Origin of the sequence: Mesorhizobium sp. M0968 (assembly GCF_040319065.1) — a bacterium.
Taxonomy (GTDB): Bacteria; Pseudomonadota; Alphaproteobacteria; order Rhizobiales; family Rhizobiaceae; genus Mesorhizobium.
In genome coordinates this window covers 1-13,132 of record NZ_JAMYNL010000003.1, presented here as the reverse complement: position 1 = coordinate 13,132, position 13,132 = coordinate 1, and the positions used below count along the sequence as shown (strand labels likewise).

Genomic DNA, 13,132 nt, shown 5'->3' with positions numbered 1-13,132 from the left:
CCGATACCGTCGGAATGGCTCTACCCGCGGGGCAGGATCCGCCGGATGACGGTTTTCTCCGTGGCCGGTTTGGAAGTGCCGATGGTATACGCCGAAAGCACGGCGGCCGCGGCCGCTTCGGCATCCCCGGTATTGCGGGCATGGACCAGCGCCAGCGCTTCGCCGGCCCGCACTTCAGCGCCGACCGGCAACAGCCTGGTGATGCCAACGGCGTGATCGATCCTGTCGTCGGGCCGCGTCCGCCCGCCGCCAAGCCCGACCACGGCAAGCCCGATCTCGCGGGTCGCGATGCCGGTGACAAAGCCGTTCGCGCTCGCCTTGACCGCGAATTCCGTTGCCGCTTTCGGCAGATATTTTTCCGGATTGTCGACAAAGTCGACGGGACCGCCCAGTGCCGCCACCATGCGCGCGAAGATGGAAGCGGCGCGGCCGCCGGCCAGCGTCTCGGCGGCGCGGCGCAGGCCGTCCTGGTTGGACGACACCAGGCCTGCCGATTGCAGCATCTCGGCGGCCAGCGCCAGCGTCACGTCCTCCAGCCGCCGGTCGCGAAAGCGGCCGGTGAGAAAATCGACGGCGTTGCGCACCTCGACCGCATTGCCGGCGGCGGACGCCAGGGGCTCGTTCATGCCGGTGACCAGCGCCGAGGCCTTAAGGCCGGCGCCATTGGCGACGTCGACCAGGCTGTTGGCCAGTGCGGTTGCGTCGCGCGATTTCTCCATGAAGGCCCCGTTGCCGACCTTGACGTCAAGCACCAGCGAATTGAGGCCGGCGGCCAGCTTCTTCGACAGGATCGAAGCAGTGATCAGCGGCACCGATTCGACCGTTCCCGTCACATCGCGGATGGCGTAGAGCCTGGCGTCGGCGGGTGCGAGATCGGCGGTCTGGCCGATGATGGCGCAGCCGGTTTCGAGCACCGTCTTGCGGAAGCGCGCAACATCCGGCTGGCTGATATAGCCGGGGATGGCATCCATCTTGTCCAGCGTGCCGCCGGTATGGCCCAGACCCCTGCCGGAAATCATCGGCACATAGGCGCCGCAGGCAGCGACGATCGGCGCCAGCATCAAGGAGACATTGTCGCCGACGCCGCCGGTCGAATGCTTGTCGGTGACCGGGCCGGGCAGATCCGACCAGTCGAGCACATCGCCGGAATCGCGCATCGCCATAGTCAGCGCCACCGCCTCGTCGCGGCTCATGCCGTTGAAGAACACCGCCATGGCAAAGGCGCCGACCTGCGCGTCGGTGACTGTGCCGGCGGTCAGACCCTCGATAAAGAACGCTGTCTCCTCAGCCGAGAGCTTCTGGCCGTCGCGCTTGCGGCGGATGATTTCCTGGGGAAGCATCAGGCGTCGACCCTGTGCTCCGGAAGCCCGTCCTGAAAAACACGCTGCAGAATGGTCGCCAGCCGCGCACCGCCAACCGGCGCCATGTCCTTGGTCTCCTGGTGCGACAGCTCGGCTCCGGTCAGGCCGGCAGCAAGGTTGGTCACGACCGAACAGGCGGCGACGCGCAGCCCAAGGAAGCGGGCGAGAATGACCTCCGGCACCGTCGACATTCCGACCGCGTTGGCGCCCATGACGCGCGCCATGCGGATCTCGGCGGGCGTCTCGAAGCATGGGCCGGAGAACCACATATAGACGCCCTTGTGCAGCTTGGTACCGGTGGCCTTCGCCGCCTGCTCGATGGCGGAGCGGAGACCGGCGTCATAGGCTTCGGTCAGGCCGACGAAACGGCGGTCGCTCGGTTCGCCGATCAGCGGGTTGGAGCCCGAGAAATTGATGTGATCGGTGATCAGCATCACCGAGCCCGGGCCCATCCCGGGATCGACCGAACCGGCGGCGTTGGTGAGGATCAGCCTGGAGATGCCGAGGCCGGCGAGCACCTCGAGTGCCGGCCGCATCGCCGCCGCGTTGCCGTGCTCGTAATAATGCGCCCGGCCGGACAGCATCAGCACCGGCGTGCCGGCAAAGAGCCCCGCCACCACCTCGCCGGCATGGCCGCTGACTCCGCTTCGGGGAAACCCCGGCAAGTCGGCGTAGGAGATTCGCACCGCATCCTCGACCTGGTCGACAAGCCCGCCAAGCCCTGACCCCAGCACCAAGGCGGTAGTCGGCGCCAGCCCGTCCAGCCTTTCGACGAGGTGATCGAGCGCTTCCTTCATTTCAGCACATCGCCTTCAAACCCGTATGGCAGCAACTCGCCCATGGTCACGGTCTCGACCACGCCGCTATCATCGCAGAGATAGAACTTCGTCTCCGGCCGGCAGAATTCCGCCAGCCGCTGCCGGCAGCCGCCGCAGGGCGAGCATTTTGCCACGCGTTCGGCGATCACGGCGACTTCCGTGATCTTGCCGCCGCCGCCCATGATGTAGTTGGCAAGTGCGGTGGTTTCGGCGCACCAGCCCTCCGGATAGGACGCGATCTCGACATTGGCGCCGGCAAAGACACGGCCGTCCTCGGTGCGCAACGCCGCGCCGACCGGAAATTTCGAATAGGGCGCATAGGCCTTGGCCATGGCGGCTTTCGCCGCTTCGAACAGATCATGAGCCATAACAGATCAGCGTTCCTTGACATAAGGCACGCCGCCGGCGCGCGGCGGGATTGCCTTGCCGATGAAGCCGGCGAGCAGGATGACGGTCAGCACATAGGGCAGCGCCTGCATGAATTGCACCGGCACCTTGCCGATCAGCGGCAGCGGCGTGCCTTGCAGGCGGATCGACGCGGCGTCGAGGAAGCCGAACAGCAGGCAGGCGAACATGGCGTTGACCGGTTTCCATTTGGCGAAGATCAGCGCGGCCAGCGCGATATAGCCCTTGCCGGCGGTCATGTCCTTCACGAAGCCGCCATTCTGCACCATCGACAGATAGGCTCCGGCAATGCCGGTGAGCACGCCGGTGCAGATCAGCGCCCGATAGCGCAGCCAGGCGACTGATATCCCGGCGGTGTCGACCGCGGCCGGGTTCTCGCCGACGGCGCGCAGGCGCAAGCCGAAGCGGGTGCGAAACAGCACCCACCAGGTGAACGGCACGGCCAGGAAGGCGAGATAGACCAGCACGGAATGGCCGGAGATGAGTTCCGAATAGATCGGCCCGAGAATCGGAACGCTCCTGAGCGCCTCCGCGCCCGGCCAGATGATTGCCTCGAAGCGCTCGCCGGCAGCCAGCGCCGGCGTGCGCCCGCCTTGCTGGAACCAGGCCTGGCCGAGCATGATCGTCGATCCGGCGGCAATGAAATTGATCGCGACGCCGGAGACGATCTGGTTGCCGCGATGGGTGATCGAGGCAAAGCCGTGGATCAGCGCGAAGGCGACCGAGATGAGGATGGCCATGCCGAGGCCGAGATAGGCCGAGTGGAAGACCGAGGCGGCGGCCGCACCGGCGAACGCGCCGACAAGCATCTTGCCCTCGAGCCCGATGTCGAAGACGCCGGCCCGCTCCGAATAGAGGCCGGCGAGGCAGGCGAGCAGCAAGGGCACAGACAGGCGGATGGTCGAGTCCAGGACCTGTACGATGGCGTTGAAGAAATCCATCTCAGGCGCCCTTCCCCTTGACCGCTTCCATGCCGACCGATTTCGGGCTGAGCGAGGCGAACAACGCCTGGACGTAGGGCCGGAACATATGCTCGAGCGCGCCGGCGAACAGGATCACGAGGCCCTGGATGATGACGATCATGTCGCGGCTGATCACCGGCATCTCGAAGGCGAGCTCGGCGCCGCCCTGGTAGAGCATGCCGAACAGGATCGCCGCCAGCACGATGCCGACCGGGTGCAGGCGTCCCATCAGTGCCACCGCGATGCCGACGAAACCGGCGCCCGAAACGAATTCGAGCGCGACATTGTGCTGGTCGCCCATCGTCGGGTTGAGCGCCATCATGCCGGCCAGCGCGCCCGAGATCATCATCGCAATGATGATGATGCGGATCTCCGAAATGCCGGCATAACGCGCCGCTTTCGGGCTGTGGCCATAGGTGCGCATCTCGTAGCCGAGCTTCGTGCGCCAGATCAGCACCCACACCAGAAAGGCCATGGCTAGCGCCAGCAGGGAACTGACGTTGAATGGCGCCGAACGGATTTTGGCGCCGAACAATTCGATGACCCAGTTGAGCTTCGGCAATTGCGCGCCTTCGAGGAAGGTGCGCGTCTGCGGCGCCATCGAGCCGGGCGGCTTCAGCATCCCCACCAGCGCATAGACCATGACGCTGGCAGCGATGAAGTTGAACATGATGGTGGTGATGACGATATGCGAGCCGCGCTTGGCCTGCAGATAGGCCGGGATCAGCGCCCACAGCGCGCCCATCGCCGCGGCGGCGATAATGGCGATCGGGAAGGTCAGCCACCAAGGCAGGAAGCTGTCGAAGGCCAGACAAACAATGCCGATGCCGAGACCGGCGATATAGCCCTGGCCCTCGCCACCGATGTTGAACAGGCCGCAATGCGCCGCAACCGCCACCGAAAGCCCGCTGAAGATGAAGGTGGTGGCATAGAAAAGCGTGAACGCGATGCCTTGGCCGCGGCCGAAGGCACCCTCGACCAGGACGACGGCTGCGCGCAGTGGGTTCTCGCCAACCAATATGACGACGAAGCCGGCAACGACGAAGGCGACGAACAGGTTGATCAGCGGGATCAGCACGTAGTCGGCCCAGGCCGGCAGCTTGGCATAGGGAGTGCTCATTCCGCCGCCTCGCGCTGCTCGACGCCGGCCATCAGCAGGCCGAGCTCGCCCTCGGTCGCGTCGGGGCCGCGTTCGCCGACGATGCGGCCGGCAAACATCACCAGGATGCGGTCGGACAGCGAGCGGATCTCGTCGAGCTCGACCGAAACCACCAGCACCGCCTTGCCTTGGTCGCGCATGGCGATGAGGCGCTTGTGGATGAATTCGATGGCGCCGACATCGACGCCGCGTGTCGGCTGGCCGACGATCAACACGCCGGGATCTTGTTCCATTTCCCGCGCCAGCACGATCTTCTGCTGGTTGCCGCCGGAGAAATTGGCGGTCTTGAGGCGGCAGTCCGCCGGGCGGATGTCATATTTGACGATCTTGTCCCTGGCATCGTTACGGATGGCATCGATGTCGAGGAACGGCCCCTTCAGATAGCGCGCGTCGTCCTGATAACCGAGGATCGAATTCTCGTTCTCCTCGAAGGCCAGCACGAGCCCGACATGATGGCGGTCCTCCGGCACATGGGCAAGGCCGCGCTCGCGCAACTCGCCAGGGTCGGCGGCGCCGGTGAGGTCGATCGGCTTGCCGTCGAGCATGACCGAGCCCGAAACGGCATGCCTGATGCCGGAAATCGCCTCGAGCAATTCGGACTGCCCGTTGCCGGCGACGCCGGCAATGCCGACGATCTCGCCGGCATGGACGTCGAAGGAGACGTCGTCGACCATGGTGACGCCGCGGGAATCCTTGACCGTCAGGTTCTTGACCGCAAGCTTGACGCCGCCGGCCTTCGCCTCGCCCTTTTCGACGCGCAGCAGCACGCGCCGGCCGACCATCAGCTCGGCCAGCTCCTCGACCGTGGTCTTCCTGGTTTCGCGTGTCGCCACCATCGTGCCCTGGCGCATCACCGACACCGTGTCGGTGATCGCCATGATCTCGCGCAGCTTGTGGGTGATCAGCACGATCGTCTTGCCCTGCTCCTTCAGCTGCCTGAGGATGCGGAACAGGTGGTCGGCCTCGGCCGGCGTCAGCACGCCTGTCGGCTCATCGAGGATCAGGATCTCGGCGCCGCGATAGAGCGCCTTGAGGATTTCGACGCGTTGCTGCAGGCCGACCGGCAACTCCTCGATGATGGCGTCGGGATCGACTTCGAGCCCGTATTCGCGCTCGAGCCGCTCCAGCTCGGAACGCGCCTTGGCAATGCTCTTCTTCAGCAGCGCATCGCTTTCGGCGCCGAGAATGACGTTTTCCAGCACCGAGAAATTGTCGACCAGCATGAAATGCTGATGCACCATGCCGATGCCGAGCGCGATCGCATCATTCGGTGTCTTGATCGATGCCGGCAGGCCGCCGACACGGATCTCGCCGGAATCGGCTTGGTAGAAACCATAGAGGATCGACATCAGCGTCGACTTGCCGGCGCCGTTTTCGCCGACGATGCCATGGATGGTGCCGCGCATAATCTCCAGATTGATGTCGCGGTTGGCGCGCACGGCGCCAAAGCTCTTGTCGATGCCGATCAGCTCGATTGCGGCTTGCGCCATGCAGCCTGTTCCCACTGTTATTTTTTTACCGCTTGGTCAAACGCCTAGCATGACGCCCAGTCTGTGCCAATTGGGTCCCTACCAATTGGCCGGAGCAGGGTTCACTCTCGACAAATCCCGCCATGCTTGTCAATTTCCAACGTGGCCGCAGCCTGCACAATCGCCTGATCGAGGATTTCAAATGACCATGCCCGAGGACCGGCTGACGACGCTGGAAATCCGCGCCGCCGAGCAGGAGAAGATCATCGAGGAACTGTCCGGCCAGATCGCCGAGCAGTGGAAGGTGATCGAGCGCATGCAGCGCAAGCTGGACGCGCTGGCCGAGCGCTTCCTGGCGCTGGAGGAACAGGCCGCGCCCGACGTGCCGGTGACCAAGCCGCCGCACTGGTGAGCAGGCCGACAAGACAAAACCGCCGCGCTTTCACCCGGCGACTCGTCAGTTCAGCAGTGCCAGTCGATCAATAACAGCAATCGATCAATACGGGCAGGCATTGTCCGACATGTAGTCGTGCACCTTGATGGTGCCGGCGATGATGTCGGCCTTGGCTTTTTCGACCGCCGCTTTCATCGCATCGTCGACAAGCGCCTTGTTGTTGTCGTCCATGGCGTAGTCGACGCCGCCTTCCTTGAGGCCGAGGTCATTGACGCCTGCCGTGAACTTGTCGTTCTTGGCATCCATGAAAGTGTTGTAGACGGCAACGTCGACGCGCTTGACCATCGAGGTCAGCACCTTGCCGGGCTGCAGGCCGTTCTGGTTGGAATCGACGCCGATGCCGAGCTTGCCGGCGTCGGCCGCTGCCTGCAGCACACCGACACCGGTGCCGCCTGCCGCTGCGTAGATTACGTCGGCGCCCTGGTCGATCTGCGTCTTGGCGATTTCGCCGCCCTTGGCCGGATCGTTCCAGGCTGCCGGCGTATCGCCGGTCATGTTCTGGATGACGTCGGTGGCCCCGGCCGCCTTGGCGCCGCCGACATAGCCGCAGCCGAACCTGCGGATCAGCGGAATATCCATGCCGCCGACGAAGCCGACCTTCTTGGTCTTGGAAGCCATCGCCGCCATCACGCCGACGAGATACGAGCCTTCCTGCTCCTTATAGACCAGGGAGCGGACATTGGGCTTGTCGACGACCATGTCGATGATGGCGAATTTGGTGTCGGGGAACTCGGTGGCGATCTTGTCAAGCGCGTCAGCCCACGAGAAGCCCGCCATGACGATCGGGTTGCGGCCGTCCTCGGCGAAACGGCGCAGCGCCTGCTCGCGCTGGGTGGCGTTGCTGACCTCGAATTCCACATAGGGGATGCCGGTCTCGGTCTTGAACTTTTCAGCGCCGTGGAAGGATGCCTCGTTGAACGACTTGTCAAACTTGCCGCCGAGATCATAGAGGATCGCGGGTTGAATGTCCGCGGCGAAGGCCGGAAGAACCATTGCAGCTGCGGCCATGAGGCCGAGAACGATACGTTTCATGTGATCCACACCCCTGTCGGTTATTTGTCCATTATGCACCGCATGCCGGCCCGGTTCTCCGGCAGGCATACGGTGTCGGGCAGGAGTGTCTTCCTCCCGCTTCGGGTCAATCTGGCACGGCCCGAAACAAAATTCACGTGGAATTTTGACCCTTTGGAAAAGCATGGCGCCGCATCGCGGCGCCACAGCATATTCCTTGCGTCAGGGGCATAAAATCAGGCGGAGACGGCGGCCGGAATGGCGCAGGTGACGCCGGTTCCCTGCAGGCCGCAATAGCCGTAAGGGTTCTTCGCCAGATATTGCTGGTGGTCTTCCTCGGCGAAGTAGAATTCCGGCGCCGGCGCGATCTCGGTGGTGATCTTGCCGCGTCCGGCACCGCGCAGCGAAGCCTCGTAGGCATCGCGCGAGGCGAGCGCCGCCTGGTACTGCGCGTCGTTGAACGTATAGATCGCCGAACGGTAGGTGGTGCCGACATCATTGCCCTGGCGCATGCCTTGCGTCGGGTCGTGGCTTTCCCAGAACAGCTTCAAGAGCTCGGCATAGGACACGATCTTGGGATCGTAGACGACGAGCACGACTTCGGCATGGCCTGTCAGGCCCGTGCAGGTTTCCTGATAGGTCGGGTTGGGCGTGACGCCGCCGGCATAGCCGGCCGCCGTGACCCATACGCCCTCGACTTGCCAGAACAGGCGCTCGGCGCCCCAGAAGCAGCCCAGCCCGAACATCGCCGTTTCCATCCCTTCGGGATAAGGACCCTTGAGCGGCCTGTTCGAGACAAAGTGCTTCGATGCCGTCGGGATCGGCCGGTCGCGGCCGGGCAACGCCTCGGAGGGTTTCGGCAGGTTGAGCTTCTTGTTCAGCATGTCGCTGAGAAACATGTGTGGCTTCCTTTTCTTCTTGGTTGAGCCTTCCTGGTACGGGATCACCGGGTCAGGCTGGAAATGTCAGGTTGCGGCGAACCGCCCGCTGGGGCGCTGCCGCCTGTAACCGATGGCATAAAGAATGAACGCCAGCACCGCGAACACGGCAAAGCCGGGCTGGCTGAGCACCCAGGCGATGGCACCGTCCCACAGCAGCGGGTTGACCTTGTCGCGGACGAAGCTTTCGAAGGCGCTGCGCGTATCCGGCGAAACCGCGAGCCAGCTGGTGTTGAGCGGAGTCATCACCAGCGCCGAAGCCGCCACCGAGCGGGTCGCATCGAGCACGGCCATGATGACCGAAACCGAAAGCGCGATCATTGCGGCAAGACGGAAGATAAATCGGAACACCCGGACCCTTCCTCCCCAGGAGTTTATCAGAATGTCGTGTGGACTGTTAAATAGGATCTGCGTGCTTTATCCGCAATCGCGACACGCGAAGTTGAACCTGCGGCAGCCGGGTTCGCCGGGACCGGTGGCGCGCCGGGGACGGCAAGCACACCTCCGCCGCTCCTTTCGATAGGCTCCCAACGGGTGCCCCAGCGGCATGGGCTGAGCATCCGTATCCGGCAAAGCGAATAGACTGCCGTTATGTCTTGGCATTCGGCACCGGATCGACTAGATGAGCCCCGCGCCTGTTGCTTTGACGGCTCAGGTGCGGGGAAAGGGTATCCGCTGGTTGACGGCGCCCACGGCCGGAATTCCGGCCGGAATCCCCAAGGGAGAGGCATCTCCCCAACCCGCGCGGCAAAACCGGCCGCGGCGAAAATGCTAAAGGATGGAGAGGTGGCCGAGTGGTTGAAGGCGCACGCCTGGAAAGTGTGTTTACGGGAAACCGTAACGCGGGTTCGAATCCCGCTCTCTCCGCCAGTTAAATCTCACCGGCTCGCCGAGTCTGAAGGGACACTGGACGGCGACTGCCGCTGCGATGCAGTATCTTGAGGCAGGCAGAGGGGGGCGCGAGCGGCTTTCATCTTCGCCGCACTCTTACCTCAGATCAGCCTACAACCGATCGGCCCGCGCTTCACCAGAAGCACGGGCTTGGTCGACTCGGCACCGTCGCCGCCCCGTCTAGCGCGGGACCGCTTGTATTCCCGAGACCGAGCGCTCTGTTTCGGCGGAAAAAACCACGAAGGCAAAGATCAGCACGGCGGCAGCGACAATCATTGAGCCGGTGGCGACGATCGGCTCGAGCGCCGGATTTCCCTGCAGCATCAGGTAAAGCGCCGGCAGCATCACGACCAGGCCGAGATTGTAGACGCCATAGTGGATCATCGCGCTCCTGCGGGCAGCCTTCGCCGGGTTCAGCGCATAATAGCCGCCGAATATTGCACTGGTGACCCACCCCAGCAGGTTGATGTGCGCGTGAGCCGGAAACGCGCCGTGATCGCCTGAAATTGCCATCTGCAGGCCAGCTGCAATTCCCAGAATAAGAAAGATGATGGCTGTCTTGAAAAAGAGTTCCGAAACCTTAGGCATATCATTCTCCCAAACCCGTTTTGCCGCCGCATCATGCTGTGGTTCCGGCGATCTTGCCAAGGGACCGTCGGGCCTGCGGAGCCATTTGTCGCCGGCCTGACAGCCCGTTGGCGGCCGGCCGCCGGGCCTGGCCGGTTGCGAGTCCAGCCAGCAAAAAATATGCACTCACGCTAATTTAATTGCAACATTACCGGCCAGGCTTGCATGTCGTTCTCGCCAGGGAAGTGTCCTGCACGATGGTGGTGCCATACGCGCCAAAGATCTGCCCGTCAGTGTTGCAGCAAGGCCTCGCCGAACTTCTCCCACAGCTGTGCGCAATCTGTTGCTCTGAGGCTGGGGGTTCCGACTGGGCCATATCTGATGACGGCGGCGTGAACATCATAGCCAACGATAGGTGCATTGGCGACAAAGTGGATAGCCTCGCCCAATCGGCGGGGGCCAATTGGCGCATCGGTTTTGTTGGTGATATCGAAGACACCACGAATATCCGCTTCCTGATTCCTGGCTGCCAACGCAGCCGCCATTACCCTTTCTTGCATCATCGAAATCTCTCCTATCGGTCTAAGTCTAAGAACCGCGGCTTGTGCCGATCCGGCAGCTGACAACCGGCAAATCGAAGTGCCTTTTGCAGCATCTTGATTGGCTCTTGCTGCGAGCCACTCCGCCCGCTCCCGCGGCAAGCCGATAAGGCAACTGCCAGCAAAATCCGCAGGCACATCCACGGTCGCATCAAACACGGCCCACGTGCCAGTCGGCTCCTGAACGGGCAAAAACCTCATAACAGCGCCTGCTAATATACCATGCCGACTGTGAGAACGAGACTTTTTCCTGCATCAACTAAACGAATGAGAGCTGGTGTCGAAGTGCCGGGCGACGCTCGTCGAAAACAAATCGTCGGCGACATCGCCTGGATCGAAGGTGGGCCTGAGCAGCGATCCGGCCGCATTCGGGGCTCGCCGACAGGGACAAGCACAAGACGCAGCGCGCCGGCACGCCTCGTCAAATGTTACTTTCTGCCCTGCGGATAGATCGTCTCGCCGCGCTTCAGCATCTCCACGAACGCCGCGATCTTCTTCTTGCGTCCGGCTTCGGTTTTCATGTTGTGGATGCGGAAGGCGAGTGCGAAGCGGTTTTGCCCGCTGAGCTTTGCCAGCATCTCTTTCGCCGTGGGCTCGGCGTCTATTGCCGCCTGGAGGTCGTCGGGGATCTTCATCTCCTTGCCGCTCTTGTAGGCGCGCGCCCAGCGGCCGTCGGCCTTGGCCGCATCGACCTGCCTCAGCCCGTGCTCGGTCATCCGGCCCTCCTCGATCAGCCGGGCGACATTGTCGACATTGATCTGGCTCCAGGTGCTCTTCCTGCCGCGCGGGGTGTAGCGCTGCAGGTAGCTTTTGCCGTCCAAGGCCTTGCGCACTGCATCGATCCAGCCCCAGCACAACGCCGCGTCGATGGCTTGCTTCGGCGTGATCGACGGCAGTCCCGAATCGAGCTTATGGATCTTGATCCAGACTTCGTCCTCGCTGTCGTGATGCTCGCCAAGCCAGGCATGGAAGCTTTCGGCATCCCTGAACTCGCGCACCTTGGCGGGGTCGACCTTGACGGGCGCCATCAGCCGGTCCGCCCATGACGCGAGCGCGTAACGACGCCAAACCGCTTGCCGGCCGCGCGCGCGCTCACCTCAGCTCCGAGTTCGCAATCCGCAGGCCTGGTGATTCTCGCCGGCACGCATTCAGCCCGCACGATTGGGCGTTCCGAGGACATGGGATTTCGGCGGCAGCATGACGTTGTCGAATGTCTGCGTGAACATCGCCGCCGCAAAGAAAGCGACGGCGCGCAGGGTTTCGGTGCCGGTGTTGACGAGGTCGTGCCTGACCGGCGTCGGAAGTACCAGGACGCTGCCCGGCCCGACCGGGTGGGTGGTGCCGCCCTCAATGTGTAGCTCGCCGGTGCCGGCGATGATGTATTGCGTCTCTTCGGTGGCGTCGCTGTGCCAGCCGAGCCGCTTGCCGGGCTCGATCTCGTAGACAATGACCGAGGACTGGGTGGTGCCGTGCCCGCCGTAAACCGCGAAAGCGCCGGACCATTTGACCGACGGATCGTCCTCTGCCCAAACCAGCGAACGTTCGAGCCTGTCGGATGCGACGACTGCTGTCATGGCTTCGTTCCTCTCAGCGAATTGCGAACAGGAATCTAGATGATTTTTCTGGTCTGCGTCAGCAAAACTGGCTGCTGACCGTTCCCTTCGTGCATTGCGCGTGACGATTTGTCGGGCCGCGATCCGACCTATTCTACTCTCGGGCCGGATCACTGAGCCGATACCCCAATGCAAACCAAGCCTTTACCTTTTAGTCAGTTTTGAGTTGCCCCTGCGTTGCGTTCGTGGTCCGGTACAACCAGAGCGCTCAATGCGGCATTCGGCAACGGTCGCCTCACCGACCGTCAGGGCAACACACCGTCGAGCCAATACAGGAGATAGCAATGGGCATTTTCGACAGTATCAAAGGTGCGATTTTCGGAAACGCGGTTGCGGGCGAAGCGCCGCCGGCGCAACCGTCTCCCGCGCCTGCTTCGAGCACGGCCACCCAGCCGACGGCGCCTACCCGATCCGCCCCGGCTGCAACCCGGGCTCCGGCCGCGCCGGCCGCGCCGTCCTCTGCCCCGGACATCGCTGCCATTCTCGACAAGGCGGTGGCCGCGAGGGGGCAGAAACTCAACTGGAAGAATTCGATCGTCGACCTGATGAAGGCTCTGAATATCGACAGCAGCCTCGGCGCCCGCAAGGAGCTTGCCCACGAGCTGAACTACACCGGCGATATGAACGACACTGTAACGATGAATCTGTGGCTGCACGACGCACTGATGAAAAAGCTGGCCGAGAACGGCGGCAAGCTTCCGAGCGACCTGGCCGCCTAGAGTCACAAGACAAGCAATTCCAGGAAAACGTGTGAACGGTTTTCCGTCCGGAATTGCGTCAAACGAAAAAGACAGACCGAAAGTGTTGAAGAAGTCGGCGATGAAGCCGTGGATCCACTCGCACCGAAGCGTCTTGATTAAGGTCGACGCGACCTCCTCGCCTTAA

15 protein-coding genes and 1 tRNA gene are annotated in these 13,132 nt (G+C 63.1%); 3 read left to right on the top strand and 13 right to left on the bottom strand.

Features of this window, described 5'->3' with window-relative positions; genetic code table 11:
• Positions 1 to 20 precede the first annotated feature (20 nt).
• Genes deoA through NKH67_RS05545 form a run of 6 tightly spaced genes read right to left on the bottom strand, consistent with a single transcriptional unit; the run spans position 21 to position 6,195 of the window.
• Positions 21 to 1,340: a thymidine phosphorylase gene (deoA, locus tag NKH67_RS05570; protein ID WP_352469474.1), complete on the bottom strand. Its 1,320-nt coding sequence runs from the start codon at positions 1,338 to 1,340 to the stop codon at positions 21 to 23.
• Positions 1,340 to 2,158 (bottom strand): purine-nucleoside phosphorylase, encoded by an 819-nt coding sequence (locus tag NKH67_RS05565; RefSeq protein ID WP_352469473.1) that lies wholly within the window; start codon positions 2,156 to 2,158, stop codon positions 1,340 to 1,342. The genes deoA and NKH67_RS05565 overlap by 1 nt, the downstream gene beginning before the upstream one ends.
• Entirely contained in the window at positions 2,155 to 2,547 is a 393-nt protein-coding gene (cdd, locus tag NKH67_RS05560) for a cytidine deaminase (protein ID WP_352469472.1), read from the bottom strand. The genes NKH67_RS05565 and cdd overlap by 4 nt, the downstream gene beginning before the upstream one ends.
• Positions 2,548 to 2,553: 6 nt before the next feature.
• The gene (locus tag NKH67_RS05555; RefSeq protein ID WP_352469471.1) at positions 2,554 to 3,525 is read right to left on the bottom strand and encodes an ABC transporter permease; all 972 of its coding nucleotides are present in this window, start codon (positions 3,523 to 3,525) and stop codon (positions 2,554 to 2,556) included.
• Position 3,526: 1 nt separating this feature from the next.
• Positions 3,527 to 4,666, bottom strand: a complete 1,140-nt coding sequence (locus NKH67_RS05550) for an ABC transporter permease (RefSeq protein WP_352469470.1) — start codon at positions 4,664 to 4,666, stop codon at positions 3,527 to 3,529.
• Entirely contained in the window at positions 4,663 to 6,195 is a 1,533-nt protein-coding gene (locus tag NKH67_RS05545; protein WP_352501932.1) for an ABC transporter ATP-binding protein, read from the bottom strand. The genes NKH67_RS05550 and NKH67_RS05545 overlap by 4 nt, the downstream gene beginning before the upstream one ends.
• 181 nt (positions 6,196 to 6,376) lie before the next feature.
• On the opposite strand from NKH67_RS05545, the gene NKH67_RS05540 reads away from it, so the two are divergent.
• A complete protein-coding gene (locus NKH67_RS05540) occupies positions 6,377 to 6,586 on the top strand; it encodes a SlyX family protein (RefSeq protein WP_352469468.1) in 210 nt (69 codons plus the stop codon).
• Positions 6,587 to 6,670: 84 nt separating this feature from the next.
• Here the strand turns inward: NKH67_RS05540 and NKH67_RS05535 are convergent, their stop codons facing one another.
• The 3 genes from NKH67_RS05535 to NKH67_RS05525 form a co-directional block, all read right to left on the bottom strand.
• On the bottom strand, positions 6,671 to 7,660 hold the full coding sequence (locus tag NKH67_RS05535) for a BMP family lipoprotein (protein ID WP_352469466.1): 990 nt from the start codon (positions 7,658 to 7,660) through the stop codon (positions 6,671 to 6,673).
• Positions 7,661 to 7,875: 215 nt separating this feature from the next.
• Positions 7,876 to 8,538 (bottom strand): peptide-methionine (S)-S-oxide reductase MsrA, encoded by a 663-nt coding sequence (gene msrA / locus NKH67_RS05530; protein ID WP_352469465.1) that lies wholly within the window; start codon positions 8,536 to 8,538, stop codon positions 7,876 to 7,878.
• A 66-nt stretch (positions 8,539 to 8,604) separates the two neighbouring features.
• The gene (locus NKH67_RS05525) at positions 8,605 to 8,928 is read right to left on the bottom strand and encodes a hypothetical protein (protein ID WP_352469464.1); all 324 of its coding nucleotides are present in this window, start codon (positions 8,926 to 8,928) and stop codon (positions 8,605 to 8,607) included.
• A gap of 429 nt (positions 8,929 to 9,357) precedes the next feature.
• On the opposite strand from NKH67_RS05525, the gene NKH67_RS05520 reads away from it, so the two are divergent.
• Positions 9,358 to 9,447 (top strand) — tRNA-Ser (locus NKH67_RS05520).
• 201 nt (positions 9,448 to 9,648) lie between these two features.
• On the opposite strand, the gene NKH67_RS05515 is transcribed toward NKH67_RS05520, so the two are convergent.
• From NKH67_RS05515 to NKH67_RS05500, 4 genes are all read right to left on the bottom strand, one after another.
• Complete coding sequence (locus NKH67_RS05515; protein WP_352501933.1) at positions 9,649 to 10,056, bottom strand: hypothetical protein; 408 nt, start codon at positions 10,054 to 10,056, stop codon at positions 9,649 to 9,651.
• A gap of 269 nt (positions 10,057 to 10,325) precedes the next feature.
• On the bottom strand, positions 10,326 to 10,835 hold the full coding sequence (locus NKH67_RS05510; protein ID WP_352777145.1) for a hypothetical protein: 510 nt from the start codon (positions 10,833 to 10,835) through the stop codon (positions 10,326 to 10,328).
• Between the two features lie 227 nt (positions 10,836 to 11,062).
• Positions 11,063 to 11,662, bottom strand: a complete 600-nt coding sequence (locus NKH67_RS05505) for a YdeI/OmpD-associated family protein (protein ID WP_352501935.1) — start codon at positions 11,660 to 11,662, stop codon at positions 11,063 to 11,065.
• 120 nt (positions 11,663 to 11,782) lie between these two features.
• Positions 11,783 to 12,208 (bottom strand): cupin domain-containing protein, encoded by a 426-nt coding sequence (locus NKH67_RS05500; RefSeq protein ID WP_352501936.1) that lies wholly within the window; start codon positions 12,206 to 12,208, stop codon positions 11,783 to 11,785.
• A 323-nt stretch (positions 12,209 to 12,531) separates the two neighbouring features.
• On the opposite strand from NKH67_RS05500, the gene NKH67_RS05495 reads away from it, so the two are divergent.
• The gene (locus NKH67_RS05495; protein ID WP_352501937.1) at positions 12,532 to 12,966 is read left to right on the top strand and encodes a DUF3597 domain-containing protein; all 435 of its coding nucleotides are present in this window, start codon (positions 12,532 to 12,534) and stop codon (positions 12,964 to 12,966) included.
• Positions 12,967 to 13,132 lie beyond the last annotated feature (166 nt).

What these genes read in the sequence shown, in the direction of transcription:
- deoA (WP_352469474.1), bottom strand. Translation starts at nt 1,340, where the DNA reads ATGCTTCCCCAGGAAATCATCCGCCGCAAGCGCGACGGCCAGAAGCTC.
- NKH67_RS05565 (WP_352469473.1), bottom strand. Translation starts at nt 2,158, where the DNA reads ATGAAGGAAGCGCTCGATCACCTCGTCGAAAGGCTGGACGGGCTGGCG.
- cdd (WP_352469472.1), bottom strand. Translation starts at nt 2,547, where the DNA reads ATGGCTCATGATCTGTTCGAAGCGGCGAAAGCCGCCATGGCCAAGGCC.
- NKH67_RS05555 (WP_352469471.1), bottom strand. Translation starts at nt 3,525, where the DNA reads ATGGATTTCTTCAACGCCATCGTACAGGTCCTGGACTCGACCATCCGC.
- NKH67_RS05550 (WP_352469470.1), bottom strand. Translation starts at nt 4,666, where the DNA reads ATGAGCACTCCCTATGCCAAGCTGCCGGCCTGGGCCGACTACGTGCTG.
- NKH67_RS05545 (WP_352501932.1), bottom strand. Translation starts at nt 6,195, where the DNA reads ATGGCGCAAGCCGCAATCGAGCTGATCGGCATCGACAAGAGCTTTGGC.
- NKH67_RS05540 (WP_352469468.1), top strand. Translation starts at nt 6,377, where the DNA reads ATGACCATGCCCGAGGACCGGCTGACGACGCTGGAAATCCGCGCCGCC.
- NKH67_RS05535 (WP_352469466.1), bottom strand. Translation starts at nt 7,660, where the DNA reads ATGAAACGTATCGTTCTCGGCCTCATGGCCGCAGCTGCAATGGTTCTT.
- msrA (WP_352469465.1), bottom strand. Translation starts at nt 8,538, where the DNA reads ATGTTTCTCAGCGACATGCTGAACAAGAAGCTCAACCTGCCGAAACCC.
- NKH67_RS05515 (WP_352501933.1), bottom strand. Translation starts at nt 10,056, where the DNA reads ATGCCTAAGGTTTCGGAACTCTTTTTCAAGACAGCCATCATCTTTCTT.
- NKH67_RS05510 (WP_352777145.1), bottom strand. Translation starts at nt 10,835, where the DNA reads ATGAGGTTTTTGCCCGTTCAGGAGCCGACTGGCACGTGGGCCGTGTTT.
- NKH67_RS05505 (WP_352501935.1), bottom strand. Translation starts at nt 11,662, where the DNA reads ATGGCGCCCGTCAAGGTCGACCCCGCCAAGGTGCGCGAGTTCAGGGAT.
- NKH67_RS05500 (WP_352501936.1), bottom strand. Translation starts at nt 12,208, where the DNA reads ATGACAGCAGTCGTCGCATCCGACAGGCTCGAACGTTCGCTGGTTTGG.
- NKH67_RS05495 (WP_352501937.1), top strand. Translation starts at nt 12,532, where the DNA reads ATGGGCATTTTCGACAGTATCAAAGGTGCGATTTTCGGAAACGCGGTT.